Raw genomic sequence first — 17,096 nt, 5'->3', positions numbered from 1 at the left:
GGAGGACCGGAAGTAGTCGGCCGACGAACCAAAATGACGCGAATGACCCATCTGAAAAGCAATGGGAGAAAACAATGAACCTGCGGTGCGCATATCTGACTCTCACTGCCTGTACGGTGGCTTGGACTGCCACGGCCTACGCTCAGACCAGCGAACCCGTTGTCAAATTGCCAAGTGAAATCGAGTTCAAGGCACCTCTAAGCCCGGGATCGCAATCCGCAGTCTTGTACGGCGACCCAACAAAGCCCGGTGTGTATGTTCAGCGAACCAAATTTCCACCAGGCACTAAGGTCATGCCGCATTGGCACCCAGACGAGTGGCGTACCGCTGTGGTCTTGTCCGGAACACTGTATTTCGGTGTCGGCGAACAATGGGACGAAAGCAAATTCAAGGCCTATCCCGCGGGCACGTTCTATTCAGAACCGCCCAAGACGCCACACTACGTCTGGGCGAAAGATGGTGAGGTCATCATCCAAACCACGGGCATGGGTCCAACGGGCACCACACCTATTCCTCAAAAACAATAAAAATCGACAGTGGCCCGGCAAGACAGTTGTTGCGTTTGCTAGTTCGCGGCTGCCGCTGTGCTCGGCCTGCAGCCGATTCTGCTCGCCCGGCGCTGACGACGTGGACGAGTGAGCGTGACTGATGTCTGCAAATGGCACTTTGAGACATGCCGATGGAAGCTGAATGGTCCGCTTATCGCGGTAGATCGGAAGTGATCGAGAGACGGTCAAAACGACGCTTTTGGCCCCAGCCGACGTGCCTATTTTGGCCACCCACGTCGGCTTTCGGGTTGAGAGCTGACTAAGCGCGGCTGGGTCGGCGAAGTCGCTTTTTGACCCGGAGCAGATATCATGGTCGAAGCAGAACAGGAGATCAACCGAAGACGCGCCTTCTGATCGCGCATCGAATTTGCGCAGCGCGGCAACAAGTTTGCGCTGCCATCAGGCCGACGGTTGTGCTCTCTTTGGCTGCGCGACCTTTCGCTGATCATTTCAGCCCCAGCCCCTTGGTCGGCTCGAAAGGGAGCGCTGCCCGGGCGTTGATCCCCACGATTCGAGCCGGTCGCCTTGTTCATGAGTTCACCTGGAGTGACAGCCATGGTGCAGAACCTAGTAGCGGGATTGGTCGTGGTGGCTTTGATTATCATGGGCGTGCTTGCCTACGCCCACAAACATGAGGGGTGCTTGCACGGGCGCTCGCTCCATACCTTCAAGCCCTGCGGATCAGTTAGCGTTGACCTGTAGCGCTGGCCGCGACGCTGCGGCCGACCTCGCGCGATTTCGCGCCGCTTCATTCAAAGTTGAGCATTCTACGTGTCTGCTATTGGCCGATTCCGTTGAAGAAGTCGGCCCGCGAGCGAGGCGAGCCGCAAATGCGGCACAGCCGACCGCTTCTCAGGCCGGATTTGGCTGCGGCATTGGGACCAGCTTGGCTAGTTTCCGGAGGTTCTGGGCGGTTGCTGCAAGGAGGAACTCGTCGCGAGCCCCGTTTGGTCCACGTAATCGCAGTCGGTCGAGCTTGAGAATGCGCTTGAGGTGAGCGAACAACATTTCGACCTTCTTACGTAGCCGTCGCGATGCTCGACCTTCCCAGGATTTAGCAATCGCCCGCGCCATGTCGCGGGCTCTCTCATGGATCGAGCGAGGCACCTTTCGAGCAGGCGTGTTCGGGCAGCAGTGTGGCCTCAAGGCGCAGGCGTCACAGTCAGCCTTGCTCGCTCGATAAAGCAACGTCTCGCCATCATTCACACGCGTCCCTGTTGTGGTCAGCGTCTTGCCGCCAGGACAGATATAGACGTCGCTGACTGGATCGTAGTTGAAGTCCTCCCGTGTGAAGGTCCCATCCTTGCGCGCTGATTTGTCGAACACGGTCACATGCGGCTCGATGCCGTGCTCATCGACCAGCCAGCCCAGCATGTCGGCTGAACCATAGGCGCTGTCACCGAGAAGCCTGGACGGGTGAAGACCGAAGTTCTTTGCGGTCCGCTCGATCATGCGCTTGGCAGCGAGAACTTCTGCCTGCCGGATCGCTGTGGTCGGCTCAACGTCGACAATGATCGCATTTTCCACATCGATCAGATAGTTCGTGGAGTAGGCAAAGAAAGCCTGTCCGCCATGGGCACCGGTCCAGCGCGCGGCAGGATCAGCCGGTGAGATGAACTTGGGGACGATCTCGGTCGCGGCCCCAAACGCCGCATCGTCCAGGACAGCTAGATACTCGTCGACGGCACGGCTTGCGGCTTTTGGCGGCAACCCCTTTTCGCCCTCGACGCCGTTCTGCCGGTTAGCATCGGCCTTGATCAGGCTAGCATCGACCGCAAAGCCTTCTCCGCCAACCAGACCCTCGTCGATGCAGCGGCGCAAGACGTCTTCGAACAGCCGTCGCAGCAGATCACTATCGCGGAAGCGGCCATGTCGGTTCTTTGAGAAGGTCGAATGATCGGGCACGTCACCATCGAGCCCAAGGCGGCAGAACCAGCGGTATGCCAGGTTGAGGTGAACCTCTTCGCACAGGCGCCGCTCCGAGCGGATGCCGAAGCAGTAACCGACCAACAGCATCCGGATCATCAGCTCGGGCGCGATCGAGGGCCGCCCGATCGTGCTGTAGAAGGGGGATAGCTCTCGCCTTAACCCATCGAGGTCCACGAACCTGTCGATCGATCGCAACAAATGATCGGCCGGAACGTGCCGCTCGAGCGAAAACTCATAGAACAACGCGACCTGCTCAACTCGCTGATGTCCCATCATGATTCAGTCCTCTCGCAACGACTGAATCAGCGAACATCAACCAGCGCAACCGAAGACTTTTTCAACACAATCGGCCCTTAGCCGAACATCGCTCAGATCTTCATCACGTCGCTTGTCAGCGATAGAGCGGACATCGGCCCGCGCACAGCCTCACCGCCGCTTTTGACCCTAGGCAGACATTCGCGTCCGATCTTACCCGAGGTAGCCGAAGCACCGTCACAAGAATTTCAACGCCGTCACGACCAGCAATCCGCAGCAGGCCTGATAGAGCCGGCGCTGGTCAGTCTCACCGCTGCTGTGGGTCTGAAGATGAACTGCGACCCTCTGCTCCCTTTGGGGCCGTTCGCAATATGAGAACGTACTAATCTCAACAAATCATTGTGCCGGTATCGAACCTTGGCGCGTCGGCCCAGCACATACTTGCGGTGTTCCGACCAGATGATTCAATCAGATAGGAAAGTATTGCCATGTCTCCTGAAACCAAAGAACTTCTCAAGTCGACCTGGGCAAAGGTCATTCCGATCAGCGATGTCGGCTGGTTTGTTCTATGAGAGGTTGTTTACGCTCGATCCATCGCTGCAGCGATTGTTCAAGAATGCGGATATGAAAGAGCAGCGCCGGAAACTGGTCCAGGCATTGAGTGCCGTGATCAACAGTGTCGATGACTTGCCGTCGTTGATACCGACGCAAGAGATCCTTGGGCGAAACCATATCCGGTATGGCATAGAGGATCGGCATTACGACACGGTTGGCGCAGCCTTGCTATGGACACTAGAGCAGGGGTTGAAAGAGGCTTGGACGCCGGCGGCGAAGTCCGCCTGGGTGGTGGCATACAGCACCGTGTCCGGCGTCATGCGTGATGCGGCAGCCGCATCGCGAGAGAACGCGACCGCACAGGCAGTTTGAATCTGGCATGTCGCCTCTTGGCCCGTTTGAGACATGCCGACCGGCCCTGGCGATGTCCGTTCACCGGGGTACACCGGAAGTCTTCGTCGGACGGTGAAAACGACGCTTTTGACCCGGACCGGACCGTTTGTATTGGCCTTGTGGCTGGCCTGTTTCGACCTCATATTGGTCGACTTCTCTCCCGTAAAGGCGCGCCGTTCCTGTGACGCTTGAACTGAAGCATCCGAACGTTTGCGTAAACCTTGATCGCTGCGTGGGAATTGCCGATCCCTTCGTATGACCGATCGCGCCTGCCGCATTTTCGGAACAAATCAACGTGCTCGTGCGTCGCGATGGTGACATAACGCCGTTGTTTATCGTGCCTGCCCTTTAGGAGCGAGGAGGAGCCGATCGATGAAAGCCGAAGACGCCGCCGACATGATGGATCAGGAGAAGGAGAACGACCGTTTCAAGCAGCACGCCGCGGTCGGCATCGCCATTCTGGCGATGCTGCTGGCCATCACCGGGCTTGGCGGCGCCAACGCCGGCAAGGAGGCGACCAACAACAACATCTATGCCGCGAACCACTATGCCTTCTACCAGGCCAAGAACATCCGCCAGACCGACTACAACCTCGCGGCCGACGCGATCGAACTGGCTTTCCTGCAGGACGGAAGCCTCAATGCCGAGGCCAGAACGGCCCTGAAGGCAAAAGCGGAGGCCTATCGCAAGACGGCGGCACGCTACGAGTCCGAGCCCGAGACGCAGGAGGGCAAGAAGGAATTGATGGCGCGGGCCAAGGACTACGAGAGCAGGCGCGACCATGCGCTGAAGCAGGATCCCTACTTCGACTATGCCGAAGCTCTTCTGCAGATCGCCATCGTGCTGATCTCGGTCTCGATCGTCGCGACGCTGCCCTGGCTTGCGATGGTCGGCGGCATCGTCGGTGCCGCGGGTGGCCTGCTGATGGTCAACGGCTACACACTGGCGGTCGAGATACCGTTTCTGGCAGCATAGAGGTCCCCACGCGGATGGTGGTGTAAGTGCTGTTTGGCAAGGACGAGGGAGCGACGACAATGTGACACAGGCAGCGCATTCCTCGGTGTTGGCTTTTAGCCAACATATTGGTCGCGTAGCCAATGTCCGCTTCTGACTCTCAGCAGGGGGCCGACTTCGTGTAGCGCGCAAAATCAAATGCCATCGCGCGCAAGATCATTTGTCACCCTCGGATTTTGGCTGGAACCCCGGTAACGGCCAAGGCGTGGGCCGTGCACTCGCCGCAGTCCCAGCGAGCGTACTTTTCGGCCGTCCAGGTTTGCTGATGGCGCCATTTGGCCCTTAGCTGAAGATCAGAACCTACGCCGCAGCGTCGGCTTTCTGAGGTGGACCGGACGTAGCTGCCGTTAGGATCGACCGCCGCACTTGACCCCTAGTGGACATGGCGCCGAGCTGGCGCGAAGTCAACTTGTGGCCCAACGGCGGCATGAAGGGTCCACATCACTATTTCCAAATCGCCGAATGCAATGCGTACCGTCGATCAGCGAGAAGCAATGGAAGATGCAACGGTAATCCAAACATAAGAACGGCGATAGTAGCGACTGGCATTCCGTAGTCGGGCTTAGCCGCTGCAAAGCGTATGCTGGCAACAATGAGCGTTGCAATTAAGTTGAGCACGAATACCGGTAAAGCTATCTGCCAAACCCGCTCAGACAGTATCGGTTGCCTGAATGCGTAGCCATACAAGCCGACAAGCTGAGCGACAGTCAGTCCTTGAATGATGTAATCCGCCACGGGATAGATCGCGTGCGGTCCCTCGACGACAGTCAAACCAATACTGTGCACCATAAAAAGGCTCATTAGTCCAAAGTAAAGTTTCCAGAGCACCCGGCGCTGCTCCCCTAAACTTCAACGCCGACCCGTTTTGCGATCTCATCTAGCCGGTCCAAAACGCGAGCAGATACGCAATAGAATACATAGTACAAAAAGAAGAGGTTGATCAGCGGTATCAAGCAGAGGATTGCCCACAACGCTCTGCTTTTTCCCAAGCTTGGAGCAAGAGCTGCGGCGCAGATCGCGACGGGAATGCTCATGATCAAAAAGGGAAGAAGAGATATCAACATGCTATTGCCGTCGTTCATCGTGAGCCCATTCCGCTTTGAATGTAATGTCGCTCTTGCACGTAGTATAACCGATGCGGGATAGCAACCTTAGAGTGATTATAAAGCAGGCGAGCCGATTGCTTCCGAGCGCTTGGCGATTGTCCTATGCGGCATGCATTGGAACGCGAAGTTATGTCTGCTTCTGGCCCGTTTGAGACGTGCCAACGCACCCCGATGAAGTCCGTTCATCGGGGCAGACCGGACGTGGCCCGTCTCTGTTCAGAGCGACGCGATTGACCCTAAGCCGACCTTATCTGGCGATTTGACGGAGCACATGAATATGGGTGCGCTTCCTGCGCTCAGGCGCGAGAAACGCCGCCCGGGTTGAGCGACCGCGCAATCCAGGGATGCCCTTAGCCGAGGCGGCTCCCGGAATTCGTTTGCTTGATCCGGGCTACTTCTATTTACCCGCAAGATTGGTTCCGAGACGGTATCACCGGTGTCGCTCCGCGGGCAGCGGGTCGCTCTTGACGGCATTGACCGCGACCGGGAAGAAGACCAACGCCGTCGTCTCTGCCGCCCACGAGTGAGGATCAGGACGTGGCGGGCCGGACCACCGCCCCGGCACGCGCTAATGGACTCACTGCTGAGCCCCTGGGCTCATCGCGGGGGCTATCAGAAAAGCGCGCTGCGACAAGAACTCGAATACGGCAGCAGTAAACGCTGCCGGATCCTGATGCGGGCCGCCGTGGTGGACATTTTTAAGAACGTCCAACCGCGCCGCTGGCACGCACTTGCTGATCGCGTCACTAATCAGCGCGAAGTATGGCTGCGTCTTGTCCCCCCGCATCACCAGCGTCGGGCGAGCAAAATTCTTCAGCATGTCGCACGTGATGGCTGGCGATGGCGGAGCTGCAAACGCCAGCGGGACCGTTCGAGCGTTATCGAGCACCCTCGTCTGAGTCGCTTGCGGCTCGCGGTCGAACCCACCAGGCCCGAGTTGCATCACGCCCTCCCTCAGTAGCTTGGCTGCCTGGATGGCGTCACCGGCCTTGGCCGCAGCGATGGCCGGACCAAAAATCTTTGCCCGATCTTCCCGCGCGGCTTTTCCCTCGACGCTCTCTTCGGAAAGCACCGAGACGAGGCCCGGCTCATACACAATGAGGCTGCGTACCAGCGATGGATTCTTCACCGCCGCGACCGTGGCCACCGTACCGCCGTAAGACCAGCCAACGAGATGAACAGGTCCCGCGTTGAGTGAGGTAATGAACTTGGCGAGATCATCGGCGTGGGTCGCGACGCTGAAGTTCTTTCCCTCGTCGGGCCATGGCCCGGTCCCGAAATATCGCTGGGTATAGGCGATAAAGCGATACTTCGCGGCGATTCTCTCTCTGAGTGGCTCCCAAGTGCGAAGGTCGGACGCGCCTCCATGCACGACGATCATCGGGTCCCCCGAACCCTCCTCCACATAGTGCAGGCGAACACTGTTGACCTCGACTTCCCTGGCCGATGGCCCGGACATTGCGGGCGACGGCAACACAAGGCATGTGGCAAAAGCGAGACAACAGCCAAGAAGGCCAATAGCGCCTAATCCTAATGTCACTGTGTAGTGATGTTTCATGACTTCCCTCCCTGATCATTGCACATACACCGCGCGCGCTGCCGCGCGCACGACCGTGCCATTGCGAATGCTGACAGCACCGGCGCAAAAGGAAGTCGGCAATTTCAGTGCGATGCCTGCCGACGGCATAACCGCTGCCCATTGACCTTGCGAAATTTCGGCTTTTCCCGCTCAAAGTGGCAGCTCTTTGAAGACTACGGGATCGTAGCATCTTTGAAATGCGGCTGATCGCCACGTCCTCAACCACAAGGATAGCCACTTCCGGAATTGGCACGTTTGAGACATGCCAGGGCGGTCAGATGATGTCCGTTGTTCGTGGAAGACCGGAAGAGACCGGCACGCAGCCAACCGGCGCGATTAACCCGAGACGGACCTCAGCGCGGTTGCCCCGAATGCAGCGCGACGCGACCAGCTCCCGCCGAAGCCGACCGCGTCGGTGTTACGGATCAGGTCTCGCCGCCGGCGAAGATATCCTTCTTGATGACTGCGTGGACGCCCCAATTTCCATCCACCACTTGGGTGATGCCGAAGTCGACGCCAATCGTAATCAAAGAGATCGCCTCATCCTCGGTGAGCTTTTTGGTCGTCATCAAAAACTTGCGCATCTTGCGGAACGCATCGCGCAAAGCAAGGTCAACCGACGATTTCGAGTAAATGTCCGACTGTGCCTTGTCACCTAATTCGGTGAGATAGTTGGCGAAGCTGAAGCCGTGCACCAGCCACTCGTCCTTGGTTTCCAGCATCGGATAATCCAGAGCTTCGAGAGCCGTACCGACGAGATCGTTTTTCTTGTGCAGGATGATCTGGAAGGTGCCGTTCAGCGAGCATTCGATTGCTGTACCGCACAGCTCGGAATCTCCCTGGGAAGCGTGCGAGTCGCCAACCGATAACAGGCCACCTTCGACCGCAACCGGATAATACATCGTCGCGCCCTTGCCGATCCGCCAATTATCGATGTTGCCACCGGTATAGCTCGGCGGAATCGAGTCGACGATATCGGCTTCCTTGGGCGCCAAGCCGATTACGCCGAAATGCGGACGTATCGGGATGCGCACGTTCTTCAAGATGCCGTGGTTCTCCTTGATCGTAGAGTGATCGACTGGAACGCCAGGATAGTCGATGGTTTTGTGCACCACCCCCGAAGGATCGGTCTGCGGAGTCCATCGGAAATTATACACGGCTTTCGCCCAGTTGCGTTCGCCGGTGGCGTCGACTTCGTAGATCGTGACCACTTCGCGCGGTTTTGGCTCGGTGAGCAGGTCCTTATAGTGAAAGCCCCACCATGCGGCCGCGTTGCTGCCGAAAGCCTTTCCCGGATATTGCGGATTGGCGCAAGGCCGGGGTGTGACGTCGATAATGCGTAACTCAATCACGTCACCCTCCTGGGCGCCGCGTACGTAGACCGGGCCGGTGCAGATGTGCACGCCAAGGCCCTCGCCGGCGCCGCGCCCGAACAGCGAGGCATCCATCGGTCCTGCGCCGCGTCGGTTTACGCCCTTCTTCTCCTTGGTCCACAGGAACACGCCTTCGGCGCCGGGATCGCCCTTCACCATGCGCTCGGCGTCGTCGTTGGCATGGTGGGTTAATGCCTCAATGGTGATGAAGTCGCCGGAATCGATCTCGACTTGCGGTTTCAGCTTCTTGCTGAAATAGCCCCAATGCACCGTGTCGGCATTCGCCGGCAAATGGTGATAGGACCGCTTAGCTGGTTGGTTCCTCTCGGCGGCAGCCGCCATCTGCGGCGTCACCAGAGAAATGCCGCCCGCAGTCATCGCCGCTGCGCCGCCGGCCGCGGCGAAGCTGGACCTCAGGAACGACCGGCGTTCCCGATCGAGCGTCTCCTTGAACTTGCGGTGGTGCAATTCGAATTCCGGACAGTTCTTGTCGTCACCCGCGCACATCGGATCTCTCCTGGTTTGAACGTGCATTTTACGCGCACCTTCATCCCATCGCAGTTCATCGGAACAGTCAAACTTGTACGTCATGTCAGTTCGACTGTTGGGCGGCGAAGGCCGCGTCGCCGCATAACGAAGCCTAGGATAATTAGACGCTCGCCTATTGCTTAAGCATTGTGTGCTCAAACTTTGAGAAATACGGACATTGCTTGAGCGCTAAGAGTGTCCACCGCTGCCATGCAATAAATTGTCAGCAATGGGGTGACTCTGAAGACCGCGAAAATGAGAGGTATTGAAGCTCTGACATCAATACTATTGCGCGCTGATAACGTGGTCGAATGATGGGCGATGTCTGTCATTGGCACGAAACTGACATGCCTGGGCGGTCCGACGATGTCCGCTCTTGAGGGGATACTGTTGGAAAAGTCGAAAGTTGCAGGGCTAAAGATTTTTCTCGAAAACACTAAGCAGCGAGCGATCGCTGATTCGTATGACCTCAATCGCGTTACCGACGTCGCCTGTGAATTTTGCGTGAGGTCGTGAGGTCCCCTCACATCTTGTACACGAATGCCGCGCCCACTGCCCGCAGAATTTTGGTCATCGGCGAAAATCGACTTTTGCAAACACTATCGAGGGTAGTACGGACAGGCCATTCGGCCTGGATCACTTCTGATTCTGACCCGGAGCGGAAGTCGACGGCAAGAGCGGCGGACGCAAATGATGGCCAGAGCGTTCCTTCGTTTCATGAAACGAAAGAACGCTCCGACAAGACTCTTTGGCACGCTTGAACCGCGCAGCCACCGTCTACGAGTGCATAGGCTTGATGTTCTGGTTGACGCTGAAGAAGTTCGTGGGGTCGTATTTGGCTTTCAATGCAACAAGACGATCGTAGTTGTCGCCATATGTTGCTTTGAGCCTACTGTCGTCCCCATCGTCCATCATGAAATTCACATAACCACCGTCAGCCGAGTATGGATGCACGGCCTCCCAATAGCCTTTGGTCCAGCGGGTGATTTCGCCCGCCTTTTGCGGATTGGGATCGATGCCGGCGATGACCATCGACCAGGTCGCGTCGCGCGTATTCCAGGCAGTGTCGCTCTTGCCAATGCGACGGACGGCGCCGTCGATCGGATAAAGATGCATGAGCGAGAGCGAGCTCGGCAGTTTCTGTGCTTGGGCGATATGGGCGTCAATCGCTTCGTCGGTCAGTTCTTTCACGAAATCGCCGCGCCAGTACCATTGCAGGCCTTTTGGAAAGAACGGATCGAACATGGACTGGAGAGCCGGATAAGGCATTTCGCCCATCCAGTTGAACAACGGCGGGGGCAGTTCAGCGAGCAACTTGGCCATGACCGCCTGGCCGTCTTCTGTCGGACCATTGTAGCAGGCGATGATGGCGCAGGCGCGCTTACCCTGATGCTCAGCCGGGAACGGGTCTACCGGCGGAACGGTCTTCAACCCGACAAAGGCCCCGAGCTCCTCGGGGGCGCCAGGCAGGAACCCGGTACGTCTGCATGACGGTCCGGGCATCTTTGAGATCCCAGAAGATTGGACCGGCATAGACCATGTTCACCGGATGGGCCTGGAACAGGAAGCTTGTGACGATGCCAAAATTGCCGCCACCGCCGCGCAGGCCCCAGTAGAGGTCAGCGTTCTCAGATTTATTGGCGGTGACAATGCGACCATCGGCGAGCACGACATCCGCCTCGAGCAGATTGTCGCTGGTGAGGCCATACTTGCGGGTGAGGTATCCGGTGCCGCCGCCGAGGGTGAGGCCGGCGATCCCGGTCGTCGACACGATACCCGCCGGCACTGCGAGCCCGTAGACATGTGCGTAGCGTGGTCGACATCGCCCTGCGTGCAGCCGGGACCAACGCGGACAGTGCGAGCGGTGGGATCGACCCGCACGCCCTTCATCATCGACATGTCGATCATCAGCCCGTCATCGACACTGCCAAGGCCCGGCCCGTTGTGTCCGCCTCCGCGGATCGCAACCTTAAGATCGTTCTGCCTTGCAAAATTTACGGCGGTGACAACGTCAGCGACGTCGGCGCATCGCGCAATCATTTCCGGACTCTTATCGATCATCCCGTTGTAGAGGCTGCGTACGGCGTCATAGTCGGCGTCCGTTCGCCTGATGACGGGGTCGCGCATGTTGCCGATGAAGGCTTCAGTGGCCATGGCTTGCATGATCTCCTCCTCTTTCACACGATGATCGTTCGATGAGGCCTGAGGTTGCTCCCATTGTTGGGCTTCCGATGTTGCTCAGCAAACCAGGGATCAGCGGACGTCATCGCAGAAATGACGTCTCTTGATGCGCAACGGACCTCCGCTAAAAACTCCGTCTACATTCACGTCAAATTTTCTTGCTGGCGACGGGCCCGTTGCAATAACGCGAGGGCCCCAAGCGCAGGACCGATGCCTAGGCGCTCGGCTTCGACCAGCAGGTCCCCAAGCTTCCATGTCGTCTCCTGTTCGGGACGACCCCGACCATGTGCGCAAACAGTGCGTCCGTATCGAACGAAGAAGTTGGCCAAGGGTAGCGGCTCTGACCGCGTAAAATCCTCGAGGGCAGCACTATAGCGCTCCGCGCCGTCCCAATCCTGAGAGTGCAGCGATGCGTCGATCGCGTACCGGAAGAACCACAAATGATTGTGGCTCACCGCACCTTTGCGAAGGATATCCTCGCCTTCCGTCAGCGCCGTTTGAAGTTCAACCGGATCCTCGGTTGTGACCGCGAGGTGGCCGAGGATCCACGGACCCACAAAGCTGACCCCGGTCTCGCGGCTGATCATCAAGGCACGGTGCAGCAGGTCCATCGCCTCCGCGCTGCTCGCCTCTGCGCGAGCGACCATGGCTAGATCGTTGAGGCTGACCGCCTCGAACCTTTTAGCGCCAAGCTGTCGAGCGAGGACCAGCGCCCGCTCGGCATGAATCTTCACACGCGCAAACTCGCCGGTCGTGCGAAACACGTTGCACGCCGCGTAATGGGCGATGATTTCCGCACGATGATGCCCGACCCGCGCCGCCAGTTCGACTGCCATCTGGCTCGTCGCGAGCGCCTCGGAGAAATCGTTGAGGTACACCTGGGTATGCGCGACCATACTGAGGTTGGCGACTTCGATGCGCCCGGCGCCAGACGCGCGCGACAGCTCCACGCATCGGCTGAAGTGCCGATGAGCGCTGGCCATTCGGCCGCGCGCGTATTCCGCATCGCCCAACCCGCCAAGCGCACGCGCCTCCAGCTCTGGCGAACTGGCTATCCGGGCGCAGTCGAGAGCGCGCTCATGTTCATGCAAGCACTCGACGAGCCTTCCGAGCGGGAAGCAGAGATTGCCACGCAGGTGGTGGATCCGCGCGCGCTCCGCCGCGAGGTCGTCGATAGCGGCGGTCGCGGCCTTGTCCAGCATCGCAAAAGCCTCATCGAAACGATCCGTCACGCGCAGGCCGGCAGCGAGCCCAAGCCAGGCTCGACACCGCTCGATGTCAACATCGGCGACTGCCAAGGCCTGCTCAAAAGCAGCAATCGATTCTGAGATTGAACCGAGGTCATGCAGGATTTCGCCCCGGAGCAGATGCAGCGCGCTTAGATCGGCCCGATTCCTGGCCAAGATTACGCCGCGCTCGACGAGACGCAGGGCCCGTTCGGTCCGGTACTCCGCTGCTTGCGCGCCTGCCGCTTCCAGGTAGGCGCGGGGAGCGCCATCGTCATCGCCTCGATCGAGATGCTGTGCGCACAACATCAGGTCTCGGCTCCTAAACCAATCTGCCGCCTGGCGGTGCAACTCGCGGCGCCGGCTCCTGAGCAGCGTGTCGTAGACGCCCTCCTGAATCAGCGCGTGGGCAAAAAGAAAGTGATCGCCCTGCGGGCGCACCAAGAGATGCCGCACCAGGCCGGCGCAATTCCAACCGGGCTGGTCGAGTAGGGCTGCCAACGCTTCGGCAGTAAAGCGCTGGCCGAGAACTGAGGCTGCTTGCAGCGCCCGCTTGTCGGGCAATGCAAGCCGATCCAAGCGCGCCTGTACCAAACTCCGGATCGACCCCGGCACGTTGCCCTCGGCGCTTTCCTCGGCATGCCGCAACAGTTGCTCCAGAAACAGCGGATTCCCGTCGGCCCGTTCGACGCAACGCTGGGCGAGCTCGCCTAGTGCGCCAAGATAGGCCTCGGCGAGCCCGTTGGCTTCGCTCGGCTGAAGCGGGCCGAGGTCGATCGTCACGATCGGCTGGCCGGCAATCGTCGGCCCCCAGATCTCATGGAGCAGGTCGCGCTCGAGCCGCGAGGTCATGACCAGAAGCGCCGGACATCCAGCGACCGTCTCGGCGAGGTTCGCCAGATGATCGAGAGTCATCTGATCAGCCCAGTGCAGGTCCTCAATCGCCAGCAACAGAGGACGATGGCCGCTCGCGTGGGTGACGAGTTCGGCGACCGTCGCCCGCTTGCCGCGGTTGCGGGCGGGATTGTCCATTGCATCATAGAGCGTACGCAGTTCAGTCGGCTGCGGCACGTTGAGGAGGTCGTTCAGGTACACTCGCCGCTCGTCAGCCAGCATGCCATCCGCGATGGTCTTCTCAGCAGCAGCAACAGCGATCTCTTCCTGGCTGCTCTCGCCCGACAAACCGAGCAGGCTGCGGACGAGCGAGCGGATTGCGTCCTGGCCGGAGCCCATTCCGAAGTCGAGCACCAGCCCGCTGTGACAGGCGAAGTTCTCCCCCTCGGCCATTGTCCGGAACTGCTCGAGCAGGCGGGTTTTGCCGATGCCGGCCTCCCCGCGGATGTAGATGGTCCGGCCGCGTAGCGTGTTCCGGCACCGGACAAGCGCCGCTTCGAGCTCCCTCAGTACGCGGTGCCGTCCAACAAAGGCTTGGCGGCTGGAGCGGGCCGGTTCGCGAAAGGCGCGCAGTCGCCACGCCCTTACCGGCTTTGCGAGCCCTTTGATGGCGAGCTCACCGACCTCGGAGCAGTCGACCCGTTCGGCCAGCGCACGGTAGACTGAATCCGAAATGAAGATTTCGCCCGTGGGCGCCTTATCCTTCAGGCGTGAGGCGAGGTTCACGGACTCGCCGGTGACAGTGTATTCAACGTGGCGTGCGCTGCCGGTGCCGGTGGCCATAACCTCGCCACTGGCAATGCCGATGTGCACGCCAATAGGGCGGCCGAGATCGGCCGCGACCAGGGGCATGCGGCTGCCGATATCGAGGGCAGCCCGGACGCATCGCTCAGGATCGTTGCCATATGCCACCGGGGCACCGAAAACAGCCATCACGCAATCACCGATGTGCTTGTCAACAGTCCCACCGTGATCGACGACGCTTGCGTCGGCAAGATCGAAGAAGCTTCCGAGGAGGGCGTGGACTTCCTCAGCGTCGAGTTCGTCGGCGAGCTTCGTGTAGCCGGCGATGTCAGCGAACAGCACTGTCACCTGCCGCCGCTCAGCCTCCGGAAGCGGCGAAGCTACCCCCGATGTCGCGGCCGGTGCGCTCGGGACTGGGAGAGGCGTCGGCGTCGGTCCGTCACGCAACCCCGCGATCGCGGTAAGCAGTTTGCGGCGGTGACCGACCGAGGCGACGCCAATCCCGATCAGATCGTCGGCGGTCAGGCGGGCAAGGACCGAAGCGTCGATGTCGTTCTCGCGGAACGCCTGTTCGTATTGCCCCAGCCCTAGACCGTGCAGCCAAGCCGCAACATTCATGGGCGCCTCCTGGCCGGATTCCTCCGCAGAGTACCAAGACCTTCAGTCTACCCCAAAATTTCACGACAGGCGCTGGGAAATTTCAGCGCGCCGTGAACGTGTAGCCGAGGGCATCTAGAGGCGATAGCGCCCCGCGCTGAAACGCTCCTTGACCAAGTGCTATTCAGCGCTTCGGGCGAAAGTGTTACGAGTGCAGACTGAATGCTCCAGTTATCGACCCCGGATTCAGTGCCACCGTCGCTCCGTTCGCTTCTACCGACGAAGGCGAAAGCTCGGCAACTGTGCCAGCGAATGCAAGTATACTCTTGGAAGGAAAGTGACATTTTTTGAATGTCCGACAGCCGTCTATCCGGGGCATACCGTCAGGTTCTCTGACAGAAAATGCCGCCTCAGTTGGGGCCTCTTGTTTTGGGCAACAATGGTATGTCGCCGATTGGCACGAAACAGACTCGCCCGCGCATTTCGCCGATGTCCGTAGTTGATGGGATACTGTTGCAAAAGTCCAAAGTTGCAGGGCTAAAGATTTTCGCGAAAACACTAAGTAGCGAGCGATCGCTGATTCGTATGACCTCAATCGCGTTACCGACGTCGCCTGTGAATTTTGCGTGAGGTCGTGAGGTCCCTCACATCTTGTACACGAATGCCGCGCCCACTGCCCGCAGAATTTTGGTCATCGGCGAAAATCGACTTTTGCAACACTATCGATGGCAGAGCGGACCAAGCGCGTCCGGCGCCGGAGGTCAGTTGATGACCCCAAGCCGACATTGGCTAACGCATGAGGGTCAATTATCATCTTCCCTAGCTTCATTTGCTTTGGGTGCTCTCTCAATGACTGGACGAAGCTTCAAACAGCTACTTTGCGTCGCCAGTGCGGTGGCATTTCCCCTCCTTTTGGATGTGCTCACGCTGAATTCGCATCGCGCCTTCGCCCAAGCAGAACCGGCACCACAAGCTGCCAGTCCCCGCTTTCGTGCGGATGGACCGACTGCAGACGAATTTGGCCAGAAGGACGGATATCCGAATTGCAAGGGTATCGACTATGTTGACCAAAAGCGCTGCCGGGTAGGCGCGCTAAGCCGCTATGACACGCTGTTTCCTGCACGCACTATCAGTGCTCCGAAACAGTCAATCCCGCTGGCTCGCGCAGCGCACGAACCCGTCATTCAATATGCCTTCGCCGGACTCAAGCTGACGCTCGACGACTACCTCAATCGCCAACCGGTCACCGGCCTATTGATCGCGAAAGACAATACGATCCTAGTCGAGCGTTACCAGTACGGACGCACCGATAGGGATCGCCTAGCGTCCTTCTCGATGGCGAAGACCGTGCTTTCGCTGCTAATCGGGATCGCCGTTAAGGAGGGCGCTATCCGGTCCGTCGATGATCTCGCGGGAAGCTATGTCCCTGACCTGAAGGACACCGAATACGGCCGGACACCGATCAAGGCTTTGCTGCTGATGTCTTCAGGTGTCGCATTCTCGGAGGATTACGGCAGCAGATCCAGCGATATTAACAAGCTGGCCCGTCTCACGATCGAGCTGGGCTCTCCCGGCAGCCTCTCCGCGGTGAAGCAGTTCAATACCCGTCTCTCCCCGCCCGGCGTGCGTTTTTCTTATTCGTCCGCTGAATCGCTGGTACTGGGCCTAGTGCTCGCGGCTGCCACCGAGCGAACCGTGTCCGACTATGCCGCCGAAAAGCTCTGGCAGCCAATGGGGGCGGAAGCTGATGCGACGTGGATCGTCGATGCGACCGGGCAGGAAATCACGTTTGCCTATGTCAACGCGGTGCTGCGCGATTGGGCGCGGCTCGGCCTGATGCTGGCCAATCACGGCAATTGGAATGGAAAGCATATCGTGCCTGCAGACTGGCTCACGGCATCGGCTGCTGATGCGCTTCCCACAGACTCACCCCTGGCGAAGTACGGTTATCAAGTCTGGTATTCCGCAGACACCAGGCGTTTCTCGCTCCAGGGCCTCCGCGGACAATTTGTCTTTGTCGATCCGGACCTAAAGCTTGTTCTCGTGCAGACCGCGCTCGGCGGTGAGCAGACCGCGACCGCTGAGCTGTTTGCTCTTTGGAATGCGCTGCGAGCGCAGGTTCGGTAGGCCGCGGGTGGCAAGACAGCGTTTCGGTTTGTGGCCCTTAGCGAACT

The 17,096-nt window shown here is 59.2% G+C and carries 12 protein-coding genes and 1 pseudogene; 4 read left to right on the top strand and 9 right to left on the bottom strand.

All coding sequences use genetic code 11. The features are described from left to right. Nucleotides 1–74 precede the first annotated feature (74 nt). Nucleotides 75–527 (top strand): cupin domain-containing protein, encoded by a 453-nt coding sequence (locus RX328_RS35330; RefSeq protein ID WP_213257204.1) that lies wholly within the window; start codon nt 75–77, stop codon nt 525–527. A gap of 873 nt (nt 528–1,400) precedes the next feature. On the opposite strand, the gene RX328_RS35325 is transcribed toward RX328_RS35330, so the two are convergent. After that, nucleotides 1,401–2,753 (bottom strand): transposase, encoded by a 1,353-nt coding sequence (locus RX328_RS35325; protein ID WP_213257637.1) that lies wholly within the window; start codon nt 2,751–2,753, stop codon nt 1,401–1,403. A gap of 528 nt (nt 2,754–3,281) precedes the next feature. On the opposite strand from RX328_RS35325, the gene RX328_RS35320 reads away from it, so the two are divergent. Both RX328_RS35320 and RX328_RS35315 read left to right on the top strand, forming a co-directional pair. Further along, nucleotides 3,282–3,659 (top strand): globin family protein, encoded by a 378-nt coding sequence (locus RX328_RS35320; protein ID WP_213257379.1) that lies wholly within the window; start codon nt 3,282–3,284, stop codon nt 3,657–3,659. A 393-nt stretch (nt 3,660–4,052) separates the two neighbouring features. Beyond that, nucleotides 4,053–4,655, top strand: coding sequence for a DUF4337 domain-containing protein (locus tag RX328_RS35315; protein ID WP_213257381.1), 603 nt, complete (start codon nt 4,053–4,055; stop codon nt 4,653–4,655). Nucleotides 4,656–5,138: 483 nt separating this feature from the next. On the opposite strand, the gene RX328_RS35310 is transcribed toward RX328_RS35315, so the two are convergent. The 8 genes and pseudogenes from RX328_RS35310 to RX328_RS35275 all read right to left on the bottom strand — a co-directional run bounded on the left by RX328_RS35310 (nt 5,139) and on the right by RX328_RS35275 (nt 14,943). Then, the gene (locus tag RX328_RS35310; RefSeq protein ID WP_213257383.1) at nt 5,139–5,522 is read right to left on the bottom strand and encodes a hypothetical protein; all 384 of its coding nucleotides are present in this window, start codon (nt 5,520–5,522) and stop codon (nt 5,139–5,141) included. Between the two features lie 14 nt (nt 5,523–5,536). After that, entirely contained in the window at nt 5,537–5,776 is a 240-nt protein-coding gene (locus RX328_RS35305) for a hypothetical protein (RefSeq protein ID WP_213257385.1), read from the bottom strand. Between the two features lie 601 nt (nt 5,777–6,377). Then, nucleotides 6,378–7,358: an alpha/beta fold hydrolase gene (locus tag RX328_RS35300; RefSeq protein ID WP_213257387.1), complete on the bottom strand. Its 981-nt coding sequence runs from the start codon at nt 7,356–7,358 to the stop codon at nt 6,378–6,380. A 446-nt stretch (nt 7,359–7,804) separates the two neighbouring features. Beyond that, entirely contained in the window at nt 7,805–9,259 is a 1,455-nt protein-coding gene (locus RX328_RS35295; protein WP_213257388.1) for an acetamidase/formamidase family protein, read from the bottom strand. 798 nt (nt 9,260–10,057) lie between these two features. Continuing rightward, entirely contained in the window at nt 10,058–10,711 is a 654-nt protein-coding gene (locus RX328_RS35290) for a BBE domain-containing protein (RefSeq protein WP_317258571.1), read from the bottom strand. Next, complete coding sequence (locus tag RX328_RS35285; protein ID WP_317258570.1) at nt 10,674–11,051, bottom strand: FAD-binding protein; 378 nt, start codon at nt 11,049–11,051, stop codon at nt 10,674–10,676. The genes RX328_RS35290 and RX328_RS35285 overlap by 38 nt, the downstream gene beginning before the upstream one ends. Before the next feature lie 101 nt (nt 11,052–11,152). Then, nucleotides 11,153–11,320 (bottom strand): annotated as a pseudogene (locus RX328_RS35280) (FAD-binding protein); the annotation flags it as partial. Between the two features lie 284 nt (nt 11,321–11,604). Next, entirely contained in the window at nt 11,605–14,943 is a 3,339-nt protein-coding gene (locus RX328_RS35275; protein WP_213257427.1) for an adenylate/guanylate cyclase domain-containing protein, read from the bottom strand. A gap of 828 nt (nt 14,944–15,771) precedes the next feature. Between RX328_RS35275 and RX328_RS35270 the strand changes: the two genes are divergently transcribed. Further along, nucleotides 15,772–17,049, top strand: a complete 1,278-nt coding sequence (locus RX328_RS35270; RefSeq protein ID WP_213257429.1) for a serine hydrolase domain-containing protein — start codon at nt 15,772–15,774, stop codon at nt 17,047–17,049. The last annotated feature ends 47 nt before the right edge of the window (nt 17,050–17,096 follow it).

Origin of the sequence: Bradyrhizobium sp. sBnM-33 (assembly GCF_032917945.1) — a bacterium.
Classification (GTDB): Bacteria; Pseudomonadota; Alphaproteobacteria; order Rhizobiales; family Xanthobacteraceae; genus Bradyrhizobium.
The sequence above is the reverse complement of the archived record's forward strand: the minus strand, read 5'-3'. Positions and strand labels throughout refer to the sequence as shown.